Source organism: Thauera terpenica 58Eu (genome assembly GCF_000443165.1).
GTDB classification, from domain to species: Bacteria; Pseudomonadota; Gammaproteobacteria; order Burkholderiales; family Rhodocyclaceae; genus Thauera; species Thauera terpenica.
The window spans coordinates 97,449-119,917 of record NZ_ATJV01000048.1 but is presented as its reverse complement, the minus strand read 5'-3'; the positions used below and the strand labels follow the sequence as shown (position 1 = coordinate 119,917).

The 22,469-nt window shown below is 62.9% G+C and carries 22 protein-coding genes; 6 read left to right on the top strand and 16 right to left on the bottom strand.

Annotated features, from left to right (window positions below; translation table 11 throughout):
• Positions 1–194 precede the first annotated feature (194 nt).
• The 3 genes from nirJ to M622_RS27560 are packed head-to-tail and all read left to right on the top strand — an operon-like array spanning position 195 to position 4,232.
• On the top strand, positions 195–1,406 hold the full coding sequence (nirJ, locus tag M622_RS27570; protein WP_021248845.1) for a heme d1 biosynthesis radical SAM protein NirJ: 1,212 nt from the start codon (positions 195–197) through the stop codon (positions 1,404–1,406).
• The gene (locus M622_RS27565) at positions 1,403–3,010 is read left to right on the top strand and encodes a cytochrome D1 domain-containing protein (protein ID WP_021248844.1); all 1,608 of its coding nucleotides are present in this window, start codon (positions 1,403–1,405) and stop codon (positions 3,008–3,010) included. The genes nirJ and M622_RS27565 overlap by 4 nt, the downstream gene beginning before the upstream one ends.
• 34 nt (positions 3,011–3,044) lie before the next feature.
• A complete protein-coding gene (locus M622_RS27560; protein WP_021248843.1) occupies positions 3,045–4,232 on the top strand; it encodes an NnrS family protein in 1,188 nt (395 codons plus the stop codon).
• A gap of 56 nt (positions 4,233–4,288) precedes the next feature.
• On the opposite strand, the gene M622_RS27555 is transcribed toward M622_RS27560, so the two are convergent.
• The 11 genes from M622_RS27555 to M622_RS27505 form a co-directional block, all read right to left on the bottom strand.
• Positions 4,289–5,143 carry an EAL domain-containing protein gene (locus M622_RS27555; protein ID WP_245543046.1) on the bottom strand — a complete coding sequence of 285 codons (855 nt, stop codon included), beginning with the start codon at positions 5,141–5,143 and terminating at the stop codon, positions 4,289–4,291.
• Between the two features lie 166 nt (positions 5,144–5,309).
• Entirely contained in the window at positions 5,310–6,077 is a 768-nt protein-coding gene (locus tag M622_RS27550) for a Crp/Fnr family transcriptional regulator (protein ID WP_031346594.1), read from the bottom strand.
• A gap of 1 nt (position 6,078) precedes the next feature.
• The gene (locus tag M622_RS27545; RefSeq protein ID WP_021248840.1) at positions 6,079–8,019 is read right to left on the bottom strand and encodes a nitric oxide reductase activation protein NorD; all 1,941 of its coding nucleotides are present in this window, start codon (positions 8,017–8,019) and stop codon (positions 6,079–6,081) included.
• Positions 8,020–8,022: 3 nt separating this feature from the next.
• The gene (locus M622_RS27540; protein ID WP_021248839.1) at positions 8,023–9,063 is read right to left on the bottom strand and encodes a 4Fe-4S binding protein; all 1,041 of its coding nucleotides are present in this window, start codon (positions 9,061–9,063) and stop codon (positions 8,023–8,025) included.
• Positions 9,056–9,463: a magnetosome magnetite crystal formation protein family gene (locus M622_RS27535; RefSeq protein WP_031346591.1), complete on the bottom strand. Its 408-nt coding sequence runs from the start codon at positions 9,461–9,463 to the stop codon at positions 9,056–9,058. The genes M622_RS27540 and M622_RS27535 overlap by 8 nt, the downstream gene beginning before the upstream one ends.
• Positions 9,464–9,476: 13 nt before the next feature.
• Positions 9,477–10,277 carry a CbbQ/NirQ/NorQ/GpvN family protein gene (locus M622_RS27530; RefSeq protein ID WP_021248837.1) on the bottom strand — a complete coding sequence of 267 codons (801 nt, stop codon included), beginning with the start codon at positions 10,275–10,277 and terminating at the stop codon, positions 9,477–9,479.
• The gene (locus tag M622_RS27525) at positions 10,274–10,555 is read right to left on the bottom strand and encodes a cytochrome C oxidase subunit IV family protein (RefSeq protein ID WP_021248836.1); all 282 of its coding nucleotides are present in this window, start codon (positions 10,553–10,555) and stop codon (positions 10,274–10,276) included. The genes M622_RS27530 and M622_RS27525 overlap by 4 nt, the downstream gene beginning before the upstream one ends.
• 10 nt (positions 10,556–10,565) lie before the next feature.
• Positions 10,566–11,174 carry a cytochrome c oxidase subunit 3 family protein gene (locus tag M622_RS27520; RefSeq protein ID WP_031346589.1) on the bottom strand — a complete coding sequence of 203 codons (609 nt, stop codon included), beginning with the start codon at positions 11,172–11,174 and terminating at the stop codon, positions 10,566–10,568.
• 45 nt (positions 11,175–11,219) lie between these two features.
• Positions 11,220–12,338 (bottom strand): type I glyceraldehyde-3-phosphate dehydrogenase, encoded by a 1,119-nt coding sequence (locus M622_RS27515; protein WP_021248834.1) that lies wholly within the window; start codon positions 12,336–12,338, stop codon positions 11,220–11,222.
• A gap of 157 nt (positions 12,339–12,495) precedes the next feature.
• Positions 12,496–13,875, bottom strand: a complete 1,380-nt coding sequence (locus M622_RS27510) for a cbb3-type cytochrome c oxidase subunit I (RefSeq protein ID WP_021248833.1) — start codon at positions 13,873–13,875, stop codon at positions 12,496–12,498.
• A 31-nt stretch (positions 13,876–13,906) separates the two neighbouring features.
• A complete protein-coding gene (locus M622_RS27505; RefSeq protein ID WP_021248832.1) occupies positions 13,907–14,332 on the bottom strand; it encodes a c-type cytochrome in 426 nt (141 codons plus the stop codon).
• Between the two features lie 194 nt (positions 14,333–14,526).
• Between M622_RS27505 and M622_RS27500 the strand changes: the two genes are divergently transcribed.
• From M622_RS27500 to M622_RS40695, 3 genes are all read left to right on the top strand, one after another.
• Positions 14,527–15,309, top strand: coding sequence for an N-acetylmuramoyl-L-alanine amidase family protein (locus M622_RS27500; protein WP_052028694.1), 783 nt, complete (start codon positions 14,527–14,529; stop codon positions 15,307–15,309).
• Positions 15,310–15,419: 110 nt separating this feature from the next.
• The gene (locus M622_RS27495) at positions 15,420–15,947 is read left to right on the top strand and encodes a PAS domain-containing protein (RefSeq protein WP_021248830.1); all 528 of its coding nucleotides are present in this window, start codon (positions 15,420–15,422) and stop codon (positions 15,945–15,947) included.
• Between the two features lie 14 nt (positions 15,948–15,961).
• Positions 15,962–17,446 carry a methyl-accepting chemotaxis protein gene (locus tag M622_RS40695; protein WP_021248829.1) on the top strand — a complete coding sequence of 495 codons (1,485 nt, stop codon included), beginning with the start codon at positions 15,962–15,964 and terminating at the stop codon, positions 17,444–17,446.
• Between the two features lie 85 nt (positions 17,447–17,531).
• Here M622_RS40695 and M622_RS27485 read toward each other — a convergent pair whose 3' ends face one another.
• The 5 genes from M622_RS27485 to M622_RS27465 form a co-directional block, all read right to left on the bottom strand.
• Positions 17,532–18,620: a BMP family ABC transporter substrate-binding protein gene (locus M622_RS27485; RefSeq protein ID WP_021248828.1), complete on the bottom strand. Its 1,089-nt coding sequence runs from the start codon at positions 18,618–18,620 to the stop codon at positions 17,532–17,534.
• Positions 18,621–18,718: 98 nt separating this feature from the next.
• On the bottom strand, positions 18,719–19,726 hold the full coding sequence (locus M622_RS27480; protein WP_021248827.1) for a quinone-dependent dihydroorotate dehydrogenase: 1,008 nt from the start codon (positions 19,724–19,726) through the stop codon (positions 18,719–18,721).
• 45 nt (positions 19,727–19,771) lie between these two features.
• Entirely contained in the window at positions 19,772–20,521 is a 750-nt protein-coding gene (locus tag M622_RS27475; RefSeq protein ID WP_021248826.1) for an arginyltransferase, read from the bottom strand.
• Positions 20,522–20,552: 31 nt separating this feature from the next.
• The gene (gene aat, locus M622_RS27470; RefSeq protein ID WP_021248825.1) at positions 20,553–21,260 is read right to left on the bottom strand and encodes a leucyl/phenylalanyl-tRNA--protein transferase; all 708 of its coding nucleotides are present in this window, start codon (positions 21,258–21,260) and stop codon (positions 20,553–20,555) included.
• 7 nt (positions 21,261–21,267) lie between these two features.
• On the bottom strand, positions 21,268–22,365 hold the full coding sequence (locus M622_RS27465; RefSeq protein ID WP_021248824.1) for an ABC transporter ATP-binding protein: 1,098 nt from the start codon (positions 22,363–22,365) through the stop codon (positions 21,268–21,270).
• Between the last annotated feature and the right edge of the window lie 104 nt (positions 22,366–22,469).

Sequence of the window (22,469 nt, the reverse complement as noted above, 5' to 3'; positions counted from 1 at the left end):
TGACGCTGCAAAGGGCTGGGGACGGAGTGAAAACGCTCCGAGTTCCGGACCTCACGCGACCTTCGGGTCGTCCCTGCGCTGCTCGTATGGGCTCCTCGTTCGAATCTCCGGGTGCATTTCATCAAGCCCTTGACCCGGGTCATTTTCCCTGCGCAGGTGCTCGGCTCTAATGGGATGCACTCAGGAGAGCCCTCATGTTCCGCATTGCCAACTTCATCCGCGAGCTTGATCACCCCACTGCGGTCGCGCCGCGCCGCAATCCGCCCGGCCCGGTCGTCATCTGGAACCTGATCCGGCGCTGCAATCTGACCTGTGAGCACTGCTATTCGATCTCCGCCGACAAGGATTTCCCCGGCGAGCTCAATACCGACGAAGTGTTCAAGGTCATGGATGAGCTCAAGACAGCGCGTGTGCCGGTGCTCATCCTGTCCGGCGGCGAGCCCTTGTTGCGACCCGACATCTTCGACATCGCTCGCCGTGCCAAGGCCATGGGTTTCTATGTGGCGTTGTCCTCCAACGGTACCTTGATCGATGACTCGAACATCGACGCCATCGACGAGATCGGCTTCGATTACGTCGGCGTCAGCCTCGATGGCATCGGCGCCACGCACGATCATTTCCGCCGCAAGCAAGGCGCGTTCGAGGCCTCGATGCGCGGCATCCGCCTGTGCGTGGAACGCGGCATCAAGGTTGGCGTGCGCTACACCATGACCGAAGGCAATGCCCATGACCTGCCGGCATTGCTGAAGTTGGTCGAAGACGAGCGCATCGACAAGTTCTATTTCTCTCACCTCAATTACGCCGGCCGTGGCAACAAGAACCGCGCCGGTGACGCGCATCACCGCACCACCCGCGAGGCGATGGAGTTGTTGTTCGAGACCTGTCTCGAGCTTCATCAGCGGGGGATAGAGAAGGATTTCGTCACCGGCAACAACGACGCGGATGGGCCTTTCATGCTGCAGTGGGTGATGCGTCGCTTCCCCGAGCGTGCGGCGCACATCGAAGCCAAGCTGCGACAGTGGGGCGGCAATGCCAGCGGGGTCAATGTCGCCAACATCGACAACCTCGGCATCGTGCACCCCGACACCATGTGGTGGCATGTGCCGCTGGGTGACGTGCGCAAGCGCGCCTTCGGCGAGATCTGGAATGACCTCTCCAATCCGCTGCTCGCTGGTCTCAAGCAGCATCCGCGCAGCCTTGAGGGGCGTTGTGGTGCGTGCAAATATCTCGACATCTGCAATGGCAGCTCGCGCGTGCGCGCCTCGCAGGTCACCGGCAACCCGTGGGCGGAAGACCCTGCCTGCTATCTCGATGACGACGAAATCGGCGTCAGCGCGGCTGATTATGAAGGTGGAGAGCGCGTGGTGACGACGCCCTGGGTGCGCATTGCCAAGGTGTCTGCATGAGCTCGCTGCGTGCCATCGTTGTCGGTGTTGTTGCCTGCGGGGCGGCGCTGTCGGTCGCCGCAGGGCAGGGCGCTGTGCCCGCTCCTGCACAGCAGACCGCCTCTCTTCCCGTAGCAACCCTCTATGCCCAGCATTGCGCCGAGTGCCATGCACACAATCGCCTCGGTTTGATGGGGCCTGCGCTCTTGCCCGACAACCTGGCACGCCTGCGCAAACCCGATGCGCTCAAGGTCGTGGCCGAAGGGCGCACGGCGACGCAGATGCCGGGCTTTGCCGCGCAGTTGAACAAGGACGAGATGGCGGCCCTGGTCGAGCTCATCTACAGCCCGGTCGAGCCCGCGCCAAGCTGGAGCGATGAGGACATCCGCGCCTCGCGCATCCAGCATGTCGACCCCGCCACGCTGTCCAGTACGCCGGTGTTCGACGCCGACCCGCTGAACCTCTTCCTCGTTGTCGAGGCGGGTGACCACCACGTCAGCGTGCTCGACGGCGACAGGCTCGAAGCCATTTTCCGCTTCCAGTCGCGCTTCGCGCTCCATGGTGGCCCCAAGTTCGCGGCTGGCGGGCGCTATGTGTTCTTCGGCTCGCGCGATGGCTGGATCACCAAGTTCGATCTGTGGAACCTGAAGGTGGTGGCCGAGGTGAGGGCGGGCATCAATACCCGCAACGTCGCCGTGTCCCCCGACGGCAATCATGTGGCGGTGGCCAACTATCTGCCCAACAGCCTGGTGCTGCTCGACGGTGAGCTCAATCTGATCAAGACCCTCGCCGCCACCGATCGCGATGGCAAGAAGAGTTCGCGGGTGTCGGCGGTGTATGACGCCACGCCGCGTCAGTCCTTCATCGCCGCGCTGAAGGATGTGCCCGAGGTGTGGGAGATCAGCTACACCAAGGCGGTCGAGGACATCCCCACCGGCTTCATCCACGACTATGCTCAACGCGAAGGCAGCTTCATCCCCGGCTATCTCAATCCACGCCGCACCATGCTCGAAGAAGTGCTCGATGACTTCTTCTTCACCCAGGACTATTCCGAGCTGATGGGGGCGTCGCGTGAGGGCGTGGGCCAGGTGGTCAATCTCGACGTGCGGCGCAAGATCGCCAACCTGCCGCTCGATGGCATGCCCCACCTGGGCTCGGGCATCACCTGGGAATGGACCGATGGCAGCGGCAAGCTGCGCACGGTGATGGCCAGCACCAACCTCAAGGCGGGCGAAGTCACGGTGATCGACATGCGCAGCTGGGAGGTCATCAAGCGCATCCCCACGCGCGGCCCGGGCTTCTTTCTGCGCAGCCACGCCAACAGCCGCTACGCTTTTGTTGACTCCATGATGAGTCCGCAGGCCAAGCACATCCTGCAGGTGATCGACAAGCAGACGCTGGAGGTGGTGAAGGAAATCAGCGGCGAGCCCGGCAAGACGCTCGCCCATGTCGAGTTCACCCGCGACGGCCGCCATGCGCTCGCCAGCCTGTGGGAGGACGACGGCGCGGTGATTGTCTACGACGCGCAGAGTCTGCAGGAAATCAAGCGCTTGCCGATGCGCAAGCCGGTAGGCAAGTACAACGTGTGGAACAAGATCACACGCGAAGAAGGCACCAGTCATTGAGTGCCCCGTAACACCCTGATAGAGAGCTCGCAACATGGCACTGATTCCCCTGGAAGAACCCACCACCAAACGTATCCCGCCCGAAACTTTTTCGTTGTGGGCGCTGGCCTTCCGTCCCCTCTACCTGCTTGCCGCGATTCTCGCCGCGGTGGCCATCCCGGTGTGGGCGGTGGCCTTCTCCGGCGGGCTGGAACTGCCTATTCCAGGGATCTGGTGGCACGCGCACGAGATGATCTTCGGCTTTGCGGTGGCGGTGATCATCGGTTTCCTGCTTACTGCAGGGCGCAACTGGACGGGTCTGGACACGCCAACTGACGGCTTGCTCGCGATGCTCGCTGCCCTGTGGCTCGCCGGCCGGCTGGCAATGGCTTTCGGCAGTGGGGCCTGGGTCGCAGTAGTCGATCTCGCCTTTCTGCCGATTGCGGCGGCCTTGATGCTGCGCGTACTGATCAAGGCCAAGAGCAAGCGCAATTACTTCGTCGGCATGCTGCCGGTCATGCTGGCGCTGGCGAACCTGTTGTTCCATCTAGCGGTGCTGGAGGTGATCGCGTTTGATCCGCTGATGGCCATGCACCTGGCGTTGGGTCTGATCATCGTGCTCGAGAGCGTGATCGGTGGGCGGGTGATCCCGATGTTCACCGCTAACGCCGTGCGCAACATCAAGCAATGGCGTAAGGCATGGGTCGATTGGGCCGCAGTGATCCTGACCGGTGTGGCGCTGTTGCTCTGGGCCGCGGCGGCGGGCGCCTGGGCGGCGCCGGTGTCGATCGCCGCCGCGCTGGCGCAGGCGCTGCGAGTAGGCGGCTGGAACCCATGGGCGACGCGCAAGACGCCGCTGGTGTGGATCCTGCATCTGTCCTACATGTGGATTCCGACCGGGCTGGCCCTCATTGCGCTGGCCCAGCTTGGCGTGCTGCCGCGTACGGCGGGCGTGCATGCGCTGGCCATTGGCGCCACCGGCGGGCTCATCATCGGCATGATGACGCGCACCGCGCTAGGCCATACCGGACGCATGCTGGCAGCCGGACCGATCGAGACCGCGGCGTACGTGTTGGTGCAACTGGCGGCTGTGACTCGCGTGCTCACGGTAGTCGCGATTCCGGCTGCGGTGCTGGCCGGCGTCCATGCTGCTGCCACCCTGTGGGCGTTGGGCTTTGCGCTCTACCTGTGGCGCTACACGCCGTTCCTGCTGCGCGCGCGGGCGGACGGCAAGGCTGGCTGAAGGGGTGACAGGGCGGCAGTGAGTACGTATTTACACAGAGCCCGCTGCTCTGTGGCTTAGCACGAATGGACGTGCGCGAGCAGCGTTGGGTCAGGTTGGGGTAGGGTTTCGAAGCCAGGGCGTGCGTAGGCGTAGCCCTGATGCAAGCGGATGCCAAGATCAGCGAGGCAGCGGGCTTCGTTGATGGTTTCGATGCCTTCGGCGATCAGGGTGCACGGCAAGTCGGCCGCAAGCTGAACCAGGTTATGAACGATCAGCCTTCGAGTGCGATCCTGGTCGATGTCGCGAATGAGGTTCATATCGATCTTGAGTACGTCGGGCTGGAAGTGGGTCAGTAGATTCAGCCCTGAGTAACCCGCGCCGAAGTCATCGATGGCTGTGCCACAGCCCATTGCACGATATTCATTGACGATGTCGCGCAAATGTCCATCGTCGCGCACTTGTTCGACTTCGGTGATTTCGAACTGCAGACGCTCAAGCGGAAAGCCAACGCGGTTTGCAGCCTCGGTGGTCACGCGCATGCAAGAACGTGGATCGTAGACGGCATTTGGCAGAAAGTTGATCGACAGCCGTGACGGCAAGCTTAGTTTCTGCGCCAGTTCGATGGCTCGCACACGGCATTTTTGGTCAAACTGATAGCGATTGCCGTCATTCACGCGCGCTAAAATGCTGGCTGCCCCCTCGCCTTCGATGCCTCGTACCAAGGCTTCCCAGCCCCAGACTGTGCGCTGGGTGATATCGACAATGGGCTGAAAGGCCATGCTGAATTCGAAGTCCAAGGGCACAAGATCGCGGCATCGATCGCAACCGGGGCTGGCGTCACCAGATGGCGAGGAGGCTGACCTGCGTTCGGGGGAGTCATTGTTCATGAGGTGCGTCCAATAGTCATCTTGTAAGACATCCTTGGCCATCGGCAGATCAAGTCAATCGGCTGTGCCCGGAAATGATAATAAGATATTTGGATGTTCGATCCGGACCTGGTACCGAAAAGAGTGCACGTAGCCAAGCTCATCCGGACTCATTCGCCTACACACAGTGGCCACTTCTTGTTTCAAATGCGGTCGAGTGTTTTCGCTCTTACTCAACATTGCAACGCAGGCGGCCGATGTCCGGGATGTGGATGGTGCGGCCCTCGACTTCGATCAGGCCTGAACTTGTCAGCTCGTTGAGGATGCGCGAGAAGTGTTCCTGGGTCAGGTTCAGACGCGATGCGATCGTGCCCTTGCTGGTGGGCAGGCGGATGGACACGCGGCCGACGCTGGCGGCGTCGCCAATCGTCTCTTCTTCGCGCAGCAGATAACCGATGATGCGCTCCCGCCCCGAGCGCAGTGAATAGCTCTCGACGTCGCCCATCAGACGGTGCAGGCGCTGTGCCAGGCCGGCGATGATCCTGCGACAGAACAGCGGATCGTTGTTCATTTCCTCAAAGAACACCTGCTTGCCGATGTGCAGCAGCGTGCTGTCGGCCAGGGCCTGAGCCATCACCACGTAGGGCTTGTCCATGAACATCACCGCTTCGCCAAAGCTCTGGCCGGTGCGCAGGATGTCGACAACCTTTTCGTTGCCCTCGGACGAGGTGAAGGCGAGCTTGATCTGGCCAGACAGGATGAGATGAAAGCCATTGCACGCATCACCACGGTGGAAGAGGATTTCGCCCTTCGCTGCCTTGATCTCGCGCACGCCGCGTGCGAAGCGTGCGATTTCATCGCAGCCCAGACTGCGGAACATCGGTGCTTGACGCAATAAACGACACAGGCGCCCGACCTCGGGAGAGAGGGCGTCGTCGTCCGCGCTGGAGGTTGGTGCACGCAGCCCCTCCTGGCACAGGGTATCCGGTTGGTTCATGTCAGCGTGTGAGTTGGGCATAAAACATCGGCAAACGAGCAGGAAGCTCGTCGGGTTGGCGAATGACCGCATAGCCCGCCGGCCCGAACAGGTGGGGCAGGTAGCTGGCGCCTTCGCGGTCTATCGTCACGCAGAAAGGCACGATCCCACGGCCGCGTGCCTCGATCACCGCAACACGGGTGTCCTCGATGCCGTAGCGGCCATCGTACAGGTCAAGGTCGTTGGGTTTGCCATCGGACAGGATGAGCAGGATGCGGCGGGCTGCAGTCTGTTTTTCCAGCACGCTGGTGGCGTGCCGGATTGCCGCACCGAGGCGGGTGTAGTAGCCGGGCTTGATCGCCATGATGCGACCACGCGCGCTGTCATCGAAGCGGTCGGAGAAGTCTTTCAGGCGATGGAAGCGCACGTTGCTGCGCTTGACCGATGAGAAACCGCACAAGGCAAAACGGTCGCCGGTGGCGGACAAGGCTTCGCCGAACAGCAGCAAGGAGTCGCGGATGACGTCGATGACGCGAGCGTCGGAGGAGATCCAGGCATCGGTCGACAGCGATAGATCGGCCAGCGCCAGGCAGGCCAGGTCGCGTTCGCGCTTTTCCAGTGACAGATAGAGCTGGTCGGAGGGGTGCTGGCCGATGGCGCGATCAGTGGTGGCGCGCACCACGGCGTCGATGTCGAGTTCGGTGCCGTCGGCCTGGCCTTTGAGCCAGCGCCGGCCTGGCTGCAGGGCCGCGAACTGGCGGTGGAGGTGGCGCGCGGTGCGGCGCAGGTGCTGCGGCAGTGGCGTCGGTGCGGCACGCGGGTCACGCGGCGAGGCGGCCAGTTCCTGCAAACGCACATGGTCCTCGCGCAGCAGGCTCTTGCGATAGTCCCATTCGGGCAGGGAGATGCCTTCGCCAAGCACCACGTCGTCCTCGGCGGCGGAGGGTAGGTCGAGGTCGAAACGGATCTTGGAGGCGATGCGATCCTCGTCGCGCGACAGGGTCAGCTGTTCGAGATTGGCCGCAGCGTCGGCGGCATTGTCGTCGGGGTCGTCATCGGTGCTGCGCTTGACTTTGAGGAACTCGGCCACCGAGAGCAGGCTTTCGGCGCGAAACACGATCATCAGGCCGTGTTTTTCCGGTGCGTCCTCGACCCGCTCCACGCGGTGCGCCTGGCGCTCGGTTTCTTCATCGTCGCCCTTCGGGCGGGGTGCGCTGGCAACGGCCTCGGCGCCGGCTCCGCTAGGGGTGGTGACAGCAAGCGGCGAGACCAGATCACTGAGCCACAGCAGCACCGGTTGGTGCGGCATGCCCTTGGGGGGCAGCGCGGGCAGGGCCGCGACGCTGCCGGGTGTGGTCAGCGCCTGACGGATGAGTCGCTCGCGTTCGGCTTCGACCGGCGGCAGGCGAGCGGGGTCAGGGCGTTGCTTGAGGACGGCGGCGACGAGGCGCTCGTAGCGCGTGCGCAGACCTGGCCAGCGCAGCAGTGCACGCAGGGTGGCGAGCTGGTTGAGGCGTACTTCAAGGCTCGCCGGGTCGGCGCTGGCGCCTTCAGGCAAGGGCGCGAGCTGGGTCAGGGCTTGGGCCAGCGCGGTTTCGTCCTGCGCCCCCCTGGGCTTGCCTTGTGCGGCGGCGATGGCGGCCAGCCATAAGTAGAGGTCGCGGTTCAGTGCGCGCTCGGGCAAGGCATCAAGTTGGACCGGCAGGCGCAGGGTGATGGCGTCCATGCGCGCGCGCGGGGTGCGCTCGTCGCTGCCGGCGATGCGTGACAGCAGGCTGCGGCGCGCACCATGTACGTCGGCTGTAGCCGCGGCGACACGCAGTCCGGGGTCTCCGCCCAGGGCGCGGAAAAAGACGCCGGTCATGCGTTCGATTTCCTTCAGTTTCACCACGGCCTCGGGGAAGTGCCCGCCGGCGGCCCGGGTGATGAGACGGTGCCAGAGTTTGCCTACGGCTTCTTCCATGACTCAACGCTCCCTGACGGTTCGAAAGCCCGCCTCGTTCTGTCGCGCAGCTTCGCCCGAGACCCAGGTCAGCAGCGGCCCCTCGGGGTTGTCGCGCTGGGTTTCGGCGCAGGCATCGACGCACTGGGCGCACTGCGTGCAGGTAAACATGTGGCGCTTGATGGTGCGCGGCCGCAGCCGCATCGGGCACACCGCATCGCATGCGGACTGGCGCTCGGGCAGGCAACTGCTGCAGTCACTTGCGCGCTCGCGCTTGAAACCCACCACCATCGCGTTCCTGTTGCTCATCCAGGCCAGGCTCTGGAACAGGCCCACGGCGCACACGAAGCGACAGAACAGATGGCGTGCGAAGAGAAACTCCAGGCTCAGCACCACCGTGACTGCGGTGATGAAGATGAACTGGTTGCGCGTGAGTTCGCCGTGGAAGAGGTTGCTGTACACCTCGGCGGGGGGCAGGAGGTAGGTCAGCAGCACCACCGCCCACAGAAAGGCGAAAGTCACCGCAGCGGGAAGCACCACTGCCCACCAGCGCGCATCAACCTTCAGTCTGCTGCCGTCGGCTTGCCACGGCGGCGAAGTCGATCTTTCCCACACGCTGGGTTTGCCCGAAGCGCGGGTCATCAGCCTGTTGATGGTCTCGACCACGGAAAAGTGGGGGCACAGCCAGCCGCAATACAGCCGGCCCCATTTCCACGCCACGCCGAGCAGCACTCCGGCGCCGATGAACAGGGGCACGAACAGACGCAACATGATGTTGCCTGCGGCCTCGAGCGCGCTGGCCTTGCCGGCAAGAAAGTCGTCCAGCCCCAGGCGCCATTCCATGCCGAGCAGCCAGGCATGGTCCGCGTCGAGGTCGTAGCGGAAGATGTCGAACACCGGTGCGAGCACGAACAGGATGAAAAAACCCATCTGTAGCGCCACGCGCTGACGCTGTTGGCGGCGGGTCGATGCCAGTCCGACTGAAGCAGCCGACGCGATCGGGATGAAGCGTCGGGGTCTGTTGTCGGCGCGGTCAGTGTCGCGCTGAGCGCTCAGCTCAGACATTTTCCCGTGGTCCGAAAACCGGATAACGCCAGTTGCGGCCGTTCATCGCCCGCGCCAGGCCGAGCACGCCAAGCAGGATCAGGGAGGAGTGCACGAAGGTGAAGTAGAGCACGCCGATCACCCACGACCATGGATTGTCGAAACCGCCGAGCACGAAAATGCCCACACTGGCGCTCACCAGCAGGGTGCCGCCGGTGATGCAGGTCCAGCCCGTCTGGCGCAGGTGGTTGCGTACCAATGGGTCGGGATGATTGCGGTGCTTGATCCACAACACCATCAGCGCCAGGAAGGCGAGGCCGGGCAGCAGCATCAGGTTGATGACGAACAGGGCCTCGGCGACAATCGCCAAAGGCGGACCGGGCATGGGGTGGCGGTGGAAGGCAGCGTCTTTAGTGGTCATCGGAGTGGGCATCTTAGCGACCGAAGGTCGCCGACACCACCTCCATCAGGGCTTCAGCGACCTCGGCGTCGTCGGTCAGGCTTTCGATGATGCCCACGCGACAGGCCGCAACCGGGTCCATGCCGTCCTTGATAAGCAGGGCGGCATAGATCAGCAAGCGGGTGCTGGCGGCTTCCTCCAGATCGCGGTCCTTCAGGGCACGCAGCGCGCCGGCGATCGCCACCAGGCGACGGGCGAGGTCGGGCGGGCAGGCGGTTTCGCCGATGAGGATGGCCTCTTCCTGTTCAGCACGCGGGAAGTCGAAGCGTACGCTGACGAAGCGTTGGCGCGTCGACGGCTTCATGCCCTTGAGCAGGTTCTGATAGCCTGGATTGTAGGACACCACCAGCATGAAGCTGGGCGGTGCCTCGAGTACTTCGCCGGTGCGGTCTATGGGCAGGATGCGGCGGTCGTCGGCCAGGGGGTGAAGGACGACGGTGGTGTCCTTGCGGGCCTCGACCACCTCATCCAGATAGCAGATGCCGCCCTCGCGCACGGCGCGCGTGAGCGGGCCGTCGCACCATACTGTCTTGCCGTCACCAATGAGGTGGCGGCCGACGAGGTCGGCGGCGGTCAGATCGTCGTGACAGGCCACGGTATACAGTGGCAGCCCGAGCCGCGCAGCCATGTGCGCGATGAAGCGGGTCTTGCCGCAACCGGTCGGACCCTTGATCAGCAGCGGCAGGCGGTTTCTCCACGCGTGCTCAAACACCTCGACTTCATTGCCGCCAGCCTGGTAGTACGGGATGTCGAGGTTGGGGGTGTCCGGCTTCATTGTGGCAGTCCTTTGATGTATGCGATGGCGATCACGGCCCAGACCACGATCATCCAGCCCAGGGTGACGACACGCCACAGCAGCGGTGCATGGCGTAGTGCCATGAAGTCGAGAATGATGACCGCACCCTTCCAGAAGGAGATGGCGGCCAGAATGGCGATTGCGCCGCGACCGGTGGCGCCGCTCGCTCCCATGCCCCAGGTGAGCAGGGTGGCAACGATCAGCGTTGCCCACAGCCAGGTGGCGCGGCGCGGCGTGCCGTGAAGGTGGGAATTCATGCTTGTCCCCTCAGTGAATGACATAGACCAGCGGGAACAGGATGAGCCACACCAGATCCACCATGTGCCAGTAGGCGGCGCCCGTCTCCAGTCCGTTCATGTCGCCCGGCCGATAGCGTCCGGCGCGTGCACCGTTCCACATGGCCGTCAGGATCACCATGCCGAGGATGACGTGCATGAAGTGAAAGACGGTCAGGGACAGATAAAACATGTGAAACGGGCTGCTTGAAAGGCTGATGTTGTGCTCGAACGCGGCCGCGTATTCAAACAGCTTCACCACCACAAAGCCGGCACCGCAGGCAATTGCCGCGAGCAGCCAGCGTGCGCTGGCGGCGGATGCGAGACGCTCGGCAGCCTGGACGGCGCGCACCACGAAGTAGCTCGCGGTGAGCAACAGCACGGTGTTGAGCGCCCCGGCGTTGCGGTTCAGCGCCGCCTGTTCGGCGTCGAACAGCTCGATGTGGTTGGCGCGGGTGAAGGCGTAGGCGATGAAGAAGACGCCGAAGGCGAGCAACTCGGCGAGGATGAAGATCCAGATCGCGATGTCGCCCGCCAGTCTGTGGCGGGATTCCTGCACCATGGGTGCCGTGGTGCCTGCAGTGAGCGTTTCTTGTTTCATGAGCGCAAGTCTAGGCAGGGGTACGGTGAATTAACTTGATCGTGGTTAATTGCTCTGGTCACGCCGCAGCAAGGGCGTAAGAGCCTGAAGCTCTGAGGCCGTGGCAGGCGTGAGCACCTTGCCCAGCCAGTGGCGCGTCACATCCACCATCCGGCTCGCAAAGCCCCACTCATTGTCGAACCAGACGACAAGATTGAGCAGCCTGGCCCCGAGCATGCGCGTCTGGCCACCGTCGACGATGGCTGAATGCGGGTCGTGATTGAAATCGATGGATACGTGGGGCTCGTCGGACCAGGCAATCAGGCCGCGGCAGGCGTGTTCTGCGGCGCTGCGCAATAAGGCGTTGACGCGCTCGATGTCGGCGTCTCTTGCCAGCTGCAACACCATGTCGATGGCCGATACGTTATGGGTAGGCACCCGAATGGCCTTGGCCTGGACCTTGCCGCTGAGCACGGGCAGCAGACGCTCCACACCGCGCGCGAGCCCGGTCGATACCGGGATGATCGACTGCATGGCCGATCGCGTGCGACGCAGGTCGGAGTGGTGGTAGCCGTCGATCAAGGGTTGATCGTTCATGGCCGAATGCAAGGTGGTGAGCAGCACGTTCTCAAGGCCGAACTCACGCTGCAAGAGGGCGAGAACCGGCACGACCGCGTTGGTGGTGCATGAGGCGTTGGACACCAGGCGCGCATCGACGGTGAGGCTGCTGTCATTGATGCCGTGCACGATGGTGGCATCGACGTCCTCGGCGCTGTTGCCGGGCTGGGATAGCAGCAGGCGTGGGCAGCCTGCGTGCAGAAAGCGTTCGAGTTCGGTCCGGCTGCCGTACTGGCCTGAACATTCGATGAGGAGATCGATATCGTGACTTGCCCAGGGCACTGCTTCCGGTGTGGTGGCATGCGAGATGGCGATGGCCTGCCCATTGATGAGCAGGCTGTCATCGGCGACGGCGACCTCGCCAGGGAAGCGGCCGTGGGTCGAGTCGAAGCGGGTGAGGTAGGCGATGCTGGCCAGATCGGCGGGCTCGTTGATCGCCACCACCCTGAATTGTGCGCTGAGGCCGGCTTCATGCAGTGCGCGCAGATAGCAACGCCCGATGCGGCCATAACCATTGATGGCGATACGTTGCGGGCGATCAGGGCTGAGGCGGGTGGGGCGGGGCACGATGTCTTCCGGCGGGGTGGGCGCTAGGCGGAGCTGGAATTCTAACGGCTGTCTTGCCGTCGCTCGGCGCAGTGCACAAAAAAAGGGGGCGGCCTCGGCCGCCCCAACCCCTTTACCTAGTCACCCAGGCGTTATTACGGAGACACAGCTTGTGTCGTCATGCCTTGGCGGAACGGGTCTCGCCCTTGATGAAGAAGCTGGCCACATACACCAGCAGGCCGACGAAGAACATCACACCCGCCCATTCACGCATCCAGTAGAACAGCATGAGCTGGTCCTGAGTTGCCATGAAGGACATCGGTGCGTCGGACACGCGCTGCAACCACACCTGCAGGATGCCTGCGGCGGTGAGGAACAGGGTGATGAACACCATTGCCACGGTCATCAGCCAGAAGCTCCACATCTCCACCACTTGCGCCTTGTTGGAGTTGGCGGCACGCCCGCGCAGGATCGGCATGGCGTAGCTGATGAGGGTGAGCACCACCATCACATAGGCACCGTAAAAGGCCATGTGCCCGTGGGCTGCGGTGATCTGCGAACCGTGGGTGTAGTAGTTCACCGGAGCCAGGGTGTGCAGGAAGCCCCACACGCCGGCACCGAGGAAGGCCATCACGCCAGTTCCCAGCGCCCACAGCACGGCCGCCTTGTTCGGATGCTCGCGACGCCGACGGTTGACCATGGTGAAGGCGAACACGGTCATGGCGAAGAAGGGCAGCGGCTCCAGTGCGGAGAAGATCGAACCCCACCACTGCCAGTACTCCGGAGCACCGATCCAGAAGTAGTGGTGACCCGTACCGATGATGCCGGAGATCAGCGCCAGGGTGATGATCACGTACAACCACTTCTCGATGACCTCGCGGTCGACACCGGTCACCTTGATCAGCACGAAGGCCAGCAGCGCACCGAGGATCAGCTCCCACACGCCTTCCACCCAAAGGTGCACAACCCACCACCAGTAGAACTTGTCGCGAACGAGGTTCACCGGGTTGTAGAAGGAGAACAGGAAGAAGATCGCCAGACCCCACAGACCGAGCAGCAGCACCATGCTGATCGCGGTCTTGCGGCCCTTCAGGCTCGTCATCGTGATGTTGAACAGGAAGGCAAGCGCAACGACCACGATCCCGACCTTGGTCGGCAGCGGCTGCTCGAGGAACTCACGCCCCATGGTGGCCAGCAGGTCGTTACCCGTCATCTCGGCCAGTGTGGCGTAAGGCACCAGCAGATAGCCGAGAACGGTGGCTGCGCCGGCGACGAGGAAGACCCAGAACAGCAGCAGCGCCAGCTTCGGGCTGTAGAGTTCGGTTTCCGCTTCTTCCGGAACCATGTAGTACGCCGCCCCCATGAAGCCGAACAGCAGCCACACGATGAGCAGGTTGGTGTGGACCATGCGGGCCACGTTGAAGGGAATTTCCGGGAAGAGGAAATCACCGATGATGTACTGCAGACCCATGATCAGGCCAAAAATGATTTGCCCTACGAATAGCCCGATCGCCGCTATGAAGTAGGGCATGGCGACCGCTTGTGATTTGTATTGCATATATGATCCCTTTGTGGTCTCCGGGTTTCAATCAACCTTCGATGTTGGGTGGCCAGTTGGAAGTGTTGATCCCCGCTGTGTACTTGAAGAAGGCCACGAGCTGGTCAAGCTCTTCGTCGGACAGATTGAAGTTCGGCATCTGGCGGCGACCCGGAGCCTCTGTGGGCATGCTCTGTATCCAAGCCTTGATGAATTCCGGACCACGGCGGGTGTATACGTTGCCGAGTTCCGGAGCGAAGTAGGCGCCTTCGCCCAGCAAGGAGTGGCAACCGATACAGTTGCGTGTTTCCCAGATGTGTTTGCCGGCAGCTACTTCGGCAGTCAGGTTCTCCCGATTGTCTCGCGACGGCAACTCGCGTTCGGTGTCGAAGGTCAGCGCAAGGAACAGGAGGAAGAAAAAAACCGTTCCCCCATAGAAAATGTTCCGCGCCATTGATTTGGTGAATATGCCGCTCATCGCGCACTCCTCATCTTTGGTCTCGTTTTCAGGTTTGGTGTCGGTGGTCAGGGGTACAACTGAGTGGTACTACATTCCACGGCGTGTGCCGATGGTCGCTGCATGGTAGGGGGGGCGATAGTCGTCCTCCATGATTTGCATCAAGATTGACAGTGCCCCGCGAAGGCCCGTGTGTGCTGGCTTGGAGGGTGGTGATGATAGGGCGAAAGACGATGGCAGGGGCGCACTCGGCGGTTCTGCTGTGGGCGCTGATGGCGGCTCCGGTGCTGGCCGGCGCGGCCGTTCGCGCGGAGATCGCGGTCGATGTCGGCCATACCCTGCTTGCACCGGGGGCGACGAGTGCACGCGGGCGCACTGAATTCGAGTTCAACCACGAGCTCGCGCAGGCGCTGCGTGCGACGCTGAACACGCTGGGCTTTGCGGTGCGTCTGATCAACGCGGACGGCCGCATTGACAGCCTGCAGGCCAGGCCGCAGGCTGCCGAGGGCGCAGACCTGCTGCTGTCCCTTCATCATGACTCGGTCAATGCGTTCGAACTGCAGTCGTGGCAATGGCGCGGTCAGACGCTGGATTTCAATGACGATCATGCCGGACATTCGCTCTTCGTCTCCCGCGACAACCCCGACACGGCACATAGCATCCTGTGTGCACGCGTGATCGGCGCACGCTTGCAGCGCATGGGCTTCATGCCTACTCACAAGAACGGGCGACGTCGCACATACGCTGACTTTGAGCATGCGGTGCATTATTACGACGGGCTGGCGGTGTTGCGCCATGCACGCATGCCGGCGGTGCTTTTCGAGGCCGGTGTGATCAAGAACCGCGATGAGGAACTGTTGTTGCGCGATCCTGTGCGCATCGCGCGCATGGCCGACGCAATTGCTACCGCGGTCGCCGCCTGTGTGCTGCATGGCAAGCCGGCACAGGACGAGGCTGCGGCTGATGCCCCTGCCCGCCACCCTGCCAATGCTGATTAAGTTGTACAAAATAGGGGTGGCGTGATTTGAGTTTTCGTCCACGCTGCCGATAAGCTGCCAAGACCAGTCAGACTGGTGCCACCCATGATGCGTCCGTGGAGAAATGCAACATGAAGTCCGGAGTTCGTCCAACAGCGCAGGAAGTACGACTGCAGGAGAATGATCTGATCGTCTCCAAGACCGACATGAAAGGCCATATCACCTATGTCAATCGCACCTTCATGCGTATCTCCAACTATGCCGAACATGAGGTGATGGGCAAGCAGCACAATGTTGTCCGCCATCCTGATGTCCCGCGCGGTGTGTATCGCCTGATGTGGGATACGCTGAAGGCTGGAAACGAGTTTTTCGGGGTACTGAAGAATCTGACCGCTGACGGACATTTCTACTGGGTGTTGGCCAACGTGACCCTCGATCGCAATGCCACGGGTGAGGTCGCCGGCTATTTTTCCGTGCGCCGCAGTGTGTCACCTGATGCAGTGCGCGAGGCCTCGGATCTCTACGCCGAAATGCTGCGCATAGAGCGTCAGGCGGGCAGTGCGGCCGCGCCTGAGGCCTCGCTGGCATGGCTAAAAAGTGCAATGGCCGAGCGGAAGGTGAGCTTCGAGCAGTTCACGCTCGCGAGCTGCCGAGACTGATCATGGAGCCCGCGATGTCCACCAGGAATTCCCGATCGCAGCACAGCGGAACGCCCTTTCTCGATCGACAGTTCTTCATTTTCTGCCTTGTCTTCGTCACCCTGACATTCAGTCTGGCGCTATGGGATTTTGTCGATCACGGCCTCAGCGCAGTTGCAGTCTGCATCCCCTTGCTCGCACTTGCATTCAGCATCTATGCGTGGAGGCGTTTTCAACGCCCGCTGCAAACGCTGCAGCGCATGGAAGAGATCATCTTCGCCTGCCGCAATGGCGATCTGCACCGTCGTGTGACCGACACGCGCGGTCTGGGAGAGGTCGGCAAGGTGGCGTGGGAGCTGAACGAACTCCTCGACGTGGTGGAAACCTATTTCAAGGAAATATCGACCTGTTTCGAAAGGGTGTCGCACGGCATCTACCACCGTCATGCCCTGGTGAAGGGCCTGCCCGGCCAGTTCGCCAAGTCGCTCGTTGATGTCAATGAGGCCATCCTGACCATGGAGGAGAACGCACGCTATGTCGTGCGCAATCGCCTGAGCTCACAGATGCATGCGCTCAATACCGGAAACCTCTTGGGCAACCTGCAGGGCAATCAGAACGATCTGCTCAAGATTGCGCACGAGATGGATTCGGTGCTGCAAATCGCTCAGGACAACCGCGACGGCGCCAGCCGTTCGAGTGAGGAGGTGGTGCGCATCGGTGATTCCCTGGAGCACATCAATCACCGCATGCAGGATATGGCCGGGGCGGCCAGCGATCTCGGTGAGGCCAGTGGTTCGATCGATCGCGCAGTGCTGATCATCTCGGAGATCACCGACCAGACCAATCTGCTGGCGCTCAATGCCGCCATCGAGGCTGCACGGGCGGGCGAAGTGGGCCGGGGGTTTGCGGTCGTGGCGGACGAGGTGCGCAAGCTCGCCGAGCGCACCAAGGCAGCGACCGCCGAGATCAGTCAGCTGATCGAGAGCTTCCGCGTACGGGTCGGCACCATGGTGGAACAGACCGCAGGGGTGGGCGAGAAGAGCGCGCAGGTAAGCAGTGAGGTGTCGGCTTTTCGTGACCAGTTTGCCAGCGTGGCGCGTTCATCCGAAGACACCATCGTGCAGCTGAACCGGGCGAAGGACCTGTCCTTTGCCTCGCTGGTGAAGATGGATCACATCCTCTACATGCAGAATGCCTACGTGGCGATCGAGCGCAAGGGCGAGGGCGCGGAGGCAAGTCTGGTCGCTGTCCCTCATCGCGACTGTCGCCTCGGGAACTGGTATTACGGCGGGCCGGGCAAGGCCCAGTTTGGCGCCACACGTGCCTATGCCGCGCTGGAGCAGCCACACCAGCGTGTTCATGACTCGATCAGACAGGCGCTGGAGATCATCAATGAGAGCGAGACGGATGCGGATGCGATGCGCGAGGTGCTGGTGTCGGCGCTGAGTGCTGCCGAATCTGCCAGCCGCGAAGTTCTGACCCTGGTCAACACGATGGTGAGCGAGAAGCACGGCATCTGAGCCGTTCTTCCCTGTTTCCGGGCAGGTGCACGAAAAAAACCCGTTACCTCAAAGGTGGCGGGCTTTTTTCGGTTCTGCGTCGGTCCTACTTCGCTGAGGGCAGGCGCGAAGTGACGCCCTGCACGAAGTAATCCATCTTGCCCAGCGCGCCGTCCTCCATTACCGCACCGGCAGCCAGCCGCTCCTTGCCGGCCTGGTCAAGCACCGGGCCGGTGAAGGGATGGAAGCTGCCCGCCTTCATGCGGCGCTCGAGGTCTCTGGCAAGGGTCTGCACCTCGGCCGGTATGGCGGGGTTGAAGGGTGCCATGCCGATCATGCCGTCCTTGAAGCCACCCCATACGGGTTCGGGCTTCCACGTACCCGCCAGCACCGCGTTCACCGTGCGCGTGTAAAAATCGCCCCAGTGGTGGGTGGTGGCGGTGAGCTGGGTCCTGGGGCCGTACTTGGACATGTCGGAGTGGTAGGCGAACGAGTACACGTTTTTCTCCTCCGCGGCCTGAACGGTGGCGGTCGAGTCGGTGTGGTGCGTGAGCATGTCCGCGCCCTGTGAAATGAGCGTCATCGCCGCCTCGCGCTCCTTGCCCGGGTCGTACCAGCTGTTTACCCAGATCACCCGGACCTCGACGTTGGGATTGACGCTGCGCGCTCCCAGGGTGAAGGCGTTGATGCCTTGCAGGACTTCCGGGATCGGGAAGGCACCAACATAGCCAAGTATGTTCGACTTGGTCATCTTGCCGGCGATGGCGCCATTGATGTAGCGGCCCTCGTAGAAGCGCGCGTTGTAGTTGGCAAAGTTTTTGCCGGACTTGTAGCCGGTGGCGTGCAGGAAGGTGACATTGGGGAACTGCCTGGCGACGCGCTCGACGTAGTTCATGTAGCCAAAGCTGGTCGCAAACACGATCTTGCTGCCACTGGCGGCGAACTCGCGGATGACGCGCTCGGCGTCCGCACCTTCGGCCACGCTCTCGACGTAGCGGCTGCTCACCTTGTCACCGAGGGCTTTCTCCATTTCCTTGCGGCCTTGGTCGTGCTGGAAGGTCCAGCCCGCGTCACCGATCGGGCTGACGTAGACGAAGCCCAGTTGCGCGGGCTGCGCTGCGCTGGCGCTGAGCGGCAGACTGAGGGCAAGCGCGAGCGCGGTGCCGGACAGGATGAACTGACGACGTGGGTTCATGCGGAATCTCCAGGGGCGATGATGGGTACGAACGCGGGCATTCTAACGACTTGCATCGAGGCTGCCGCCCCGTGCTTTCCTCAATGGGTGCTCGGCGTTCAGGCAGTGGTGGCGCGCACGCATTCCCGCACCAGGGCGGGGCCACGATAAATCAGACCGCTGTAGAGCTGCACCAGCCTTGCTCCGGCTTCGAGTTTTGCGCGTGCCCCCGCGCCATCGAGCACGCCGCCAGCAGCGATGATGGGCAGCTCGCCGCCAAGAGCAGTGGCGAGCTGGCGCACGACCTGGGTTGAGGCTTCATAGACCGGCGCACCTGATAGCCCGCCAAGCTCGTTGCCATGGCGGATGCCTTGCACCTTGTCGCGTGCAATCGTGGTGTTGGTGGCGATCACGCCATCGATGTGATGGCGGCGCAGCGCGTCAGCGATGTTGATCACCTGTGCCTGGTCGAGATCGGGCGCAATCTTCAAGGTCAGCGGCACGTAGCGGCCATGGCGCTCAGCCAGCCGCGTCTGTGCGCGCTTGAGCTGGCCAAGGAGGTCGTCGAGCTCGGACTCGCCCTGCAACTGGCGCAGGTTCTGGGTGTTGGGTGAAGAAATATTGACCGTGACATAGCTCGCCCGCGCATAGACTTTTTCAAGGCAGGCCAGATAGTCGTCGGCTGCGCGTCCGATTGCGGTATCGAAGTTCTTGCCGATGTTGATGCCGAGGATGCCGCTGAACTTCGCCGCCTTGACGTTGGCAAGCAGCGCATCGACGCCGTGGTTGTTGAAGCCCATGCGGTTGATGATGCCTTGCACTTCGGGCAGGCGAAACATGCGCGGACGCGGGTTGCCGGGCTGGGGGCGGGGAGTGATGGTGCCGATTTCGATGAAGCCGAAACCCATGCGGGAGAGGCCGTCGATGGCTGCGCCATTCTTGTCGAGACCGGCCGCGAGGCCGATGGCGTTGGGAAAGCGCAAACCCATCACTTCGATCGGCGTCGCCGGCTCAGGCTGGCCGGCGGGCAGGATGCGCCCAGCCAGACTCAGGGCACGCAGGGTGTAGTCGTGAGCCGTTTCCGGGTCGAGGGAGAAAATCAGGGGGCGGGCGAGGTCATAGAGCATCGCGAGATTGTAGCGATTCGGCCGAGCTCAGGCGATGGCTGGCAGCTAGCGAGCGTCCGTGGCCGGTGTCGGGACGGGTTCCGAGAGCGGCTCCCATCGCCCATTGCGCAGCGCCTGCAGGGGGCGGAAGCGCGCCTTGTAGGCCATTTTCGGGCTCTCACCGATCAGGTAGCCAAGATAGACGTAGGGCAGGCCCAGGCGACGACAGGCCTCGATCTGCCACAGGATGCCGTAGGTGCCGAAGGCGCTGCGTGGGAGATCCGGGTCATAGAAGGTGTACACGCTGGACAGGCCATCCTCCAGCAGATCGATGACGCTGACCATGCGCAGGGCGTGCTGATCGCGAAACTCGACCAGGCGTGTGTCCACATGGCTCTGCAGCAGGAAGTGGGTGTACTGCTCGCGATTGTCGAGATCCATGCCGCCACCGCAGTGGCGCGCAGCCTGGTAACGCTGGTAGAGGCCGTAGTGCTCCTCGACGTAGGCCAGGGGGCGCTCGACGATGTGCAGATCGCGGTGACGCAGGTGTGCGCGGCGCTGGCTGCGGTCGGGGTGGAAGTCCTGCACCGGGATGCGTACCGGGACACAGGCGTTGCAGGTGTCGCAATAGGGACGATAGGTGAACACCCCGCTGCGCCGGAAACCGCGCCGCACCAGTTCACCGTAGATGTGGGTGTCGATCAGATGTCCGGGGGTGGCGACCTGCGAACGAGCGTTGCGCGCGGGGAGGTAAGAGCACGCGTAAGCTGCGGTCGCGTAAAACTGGATGAGTGCGTAGGGGTAGTCTTTTTGCATCGTCTCGCCGCCCGCGGAGCTCGCTCTGCTTCTAATTCCAGTCCATGTCCGCCAGACTCGCAGCCGGCCATCGATGCAGGGACCGGGGCGCGCACGCATGCTGGTCCAGCATGTCAAGAAACTGCTGGCGCGTAATCTCGCGTGCGCCCAGGGACATCAGGTGCGCGGTCTTCATCTGGCAATCGATGATGGCATAGCCTTGCGTGCGCAGAAAGCGCACGAGGTGGGCGAATGCGACTTTTGACGCATCGGTGGCTAGGGAGAACATCGACTCGCCAAAGAACACCCGACCCAGCGCCATGCCATACAAGCCGCCCACGAGGCGACCGTCACGCCAGCATTCGACACTGTGCGCATAGCCGAGTTCGTGCATGGCCAGGTAGGCGGCACGCATCTCGGCGCTGATCCAGGTGCCGGTGGCGGGCGCGCGCGGCGCAGCGCAGGCCTCGATCACGGCGCTGAAGGCGCTATCGACGCGCAACTCGAAAGGGCGCCGGCGCAAGGTCTTGCGCAAGGAGCGGCTGATGTGGAGCTCGTCGGGCAGCAACACCAGGCGCGGATCCGGGCTCCACCACAGGATAGGCTCGCCCGGGCTGTACCATGGAAAAATGCCTTGGCGATAGGCGGTGAGCAGCCACTGTGGCTCCAGCGCGCCGCCGGCGGCGAGCAGGCCATTGGGTTCGGTGAGAGCCTGTTCGAGCGGTGGAAAACCGGGTGCGCCTTCCAGCCACGGGATCATGTGCGTTTCATTTCAGCGTCGCGGCGATGGCCTTGTGACCAGGCTGGTCCTGGAAAGTGATCACGTGATCGGCGGCCAGACGGATGCCGATGCGCTCGCCGAGCGCATGGTTGTGATGGCTGGGGACCAGCGACAATACCTTCACGCCACTGCCAAGGCGCAAGGTGTACAGGATGTTGGCGCCGCGAAACGCCTTGTGTACCACTTCAGCCTTGAGTGCACTGCTGTCGTCATGGACCACATCATCCGGGCGCAGCAGCACGTCCACCGCCAGATCGAGTCGACAGCTCCGGCTATCCTCGCCGCACAGCAGCGGGGCCGAATTGTCGAGTACGCCGAGCTCGATCTGGACATGGCGTTCGTCGAGCATGCGGCCTTCGATGAACACGCCCTGGCCGATGAAGTCGGCCACGAAGCGGTTTGCCGGTTTATGGTAGAGCTGGTAGGGCGTATCCCACTGCTGGATGCGGCCCTCGTGCATGATGCCGATCTCGTCAGCGACGGCGAAGGCCTCGTTCTGGTCGTGGGTGACGAGGATTGCCGTGGTCTTGGCCACCTTGATGATGTCGCGCACTTCGTAGGACAGGCGCTCGCGTAGTTCCACGTCGAGATTGGAGAAGGGTTCATCGAGCAGCAACAGGCTGGGGCGCGGTGCGAGCGCGCGCGCGAGGGCGACGCGCTGCTGCTGGCCACCCGACATTTCGTGCGGATATTTGTTGCCCTGGCCGGCGAGTCCGACCAGCTGCAGGAGCTCGGCCACACGTGCGTCGCGCGTGGTGCTGGCCTCTGCGCGCAGCCCGAAGCCGATGTTGTCGGCGACCGAGAGGTGGGGAAACAAGGCGTAGTCCTGAAACACCATGCCGATGCGCCGGCGCTCGGGGGCGAGATGCATGCGCGCGGTGCTGACCACCTCGCCGCCCAGCCGTATCTCGCCCGCGGCCACGCGCTCGAAGCCGGCTATGCAGCGCAACACCGTGGTCTTGCCGCAGCCCGAAGGGCCGAGCAGGCAGCCGATCTGGCCTTTCTCGAGGCTGAACGACAGTTTGTGGACAATGCGATGCGGACCGAAGGCGAGGTCGATGTCGATGAGCTGGAGATGGGACATGGCGGGGAGTTGGCCAGTGACGAGGTGGATTATTGCATCGCAGCGTTGCAAATGCGATCAATTATAATTCCCGCCATACCAAGGGATCATGAGGCGAAAAGCCC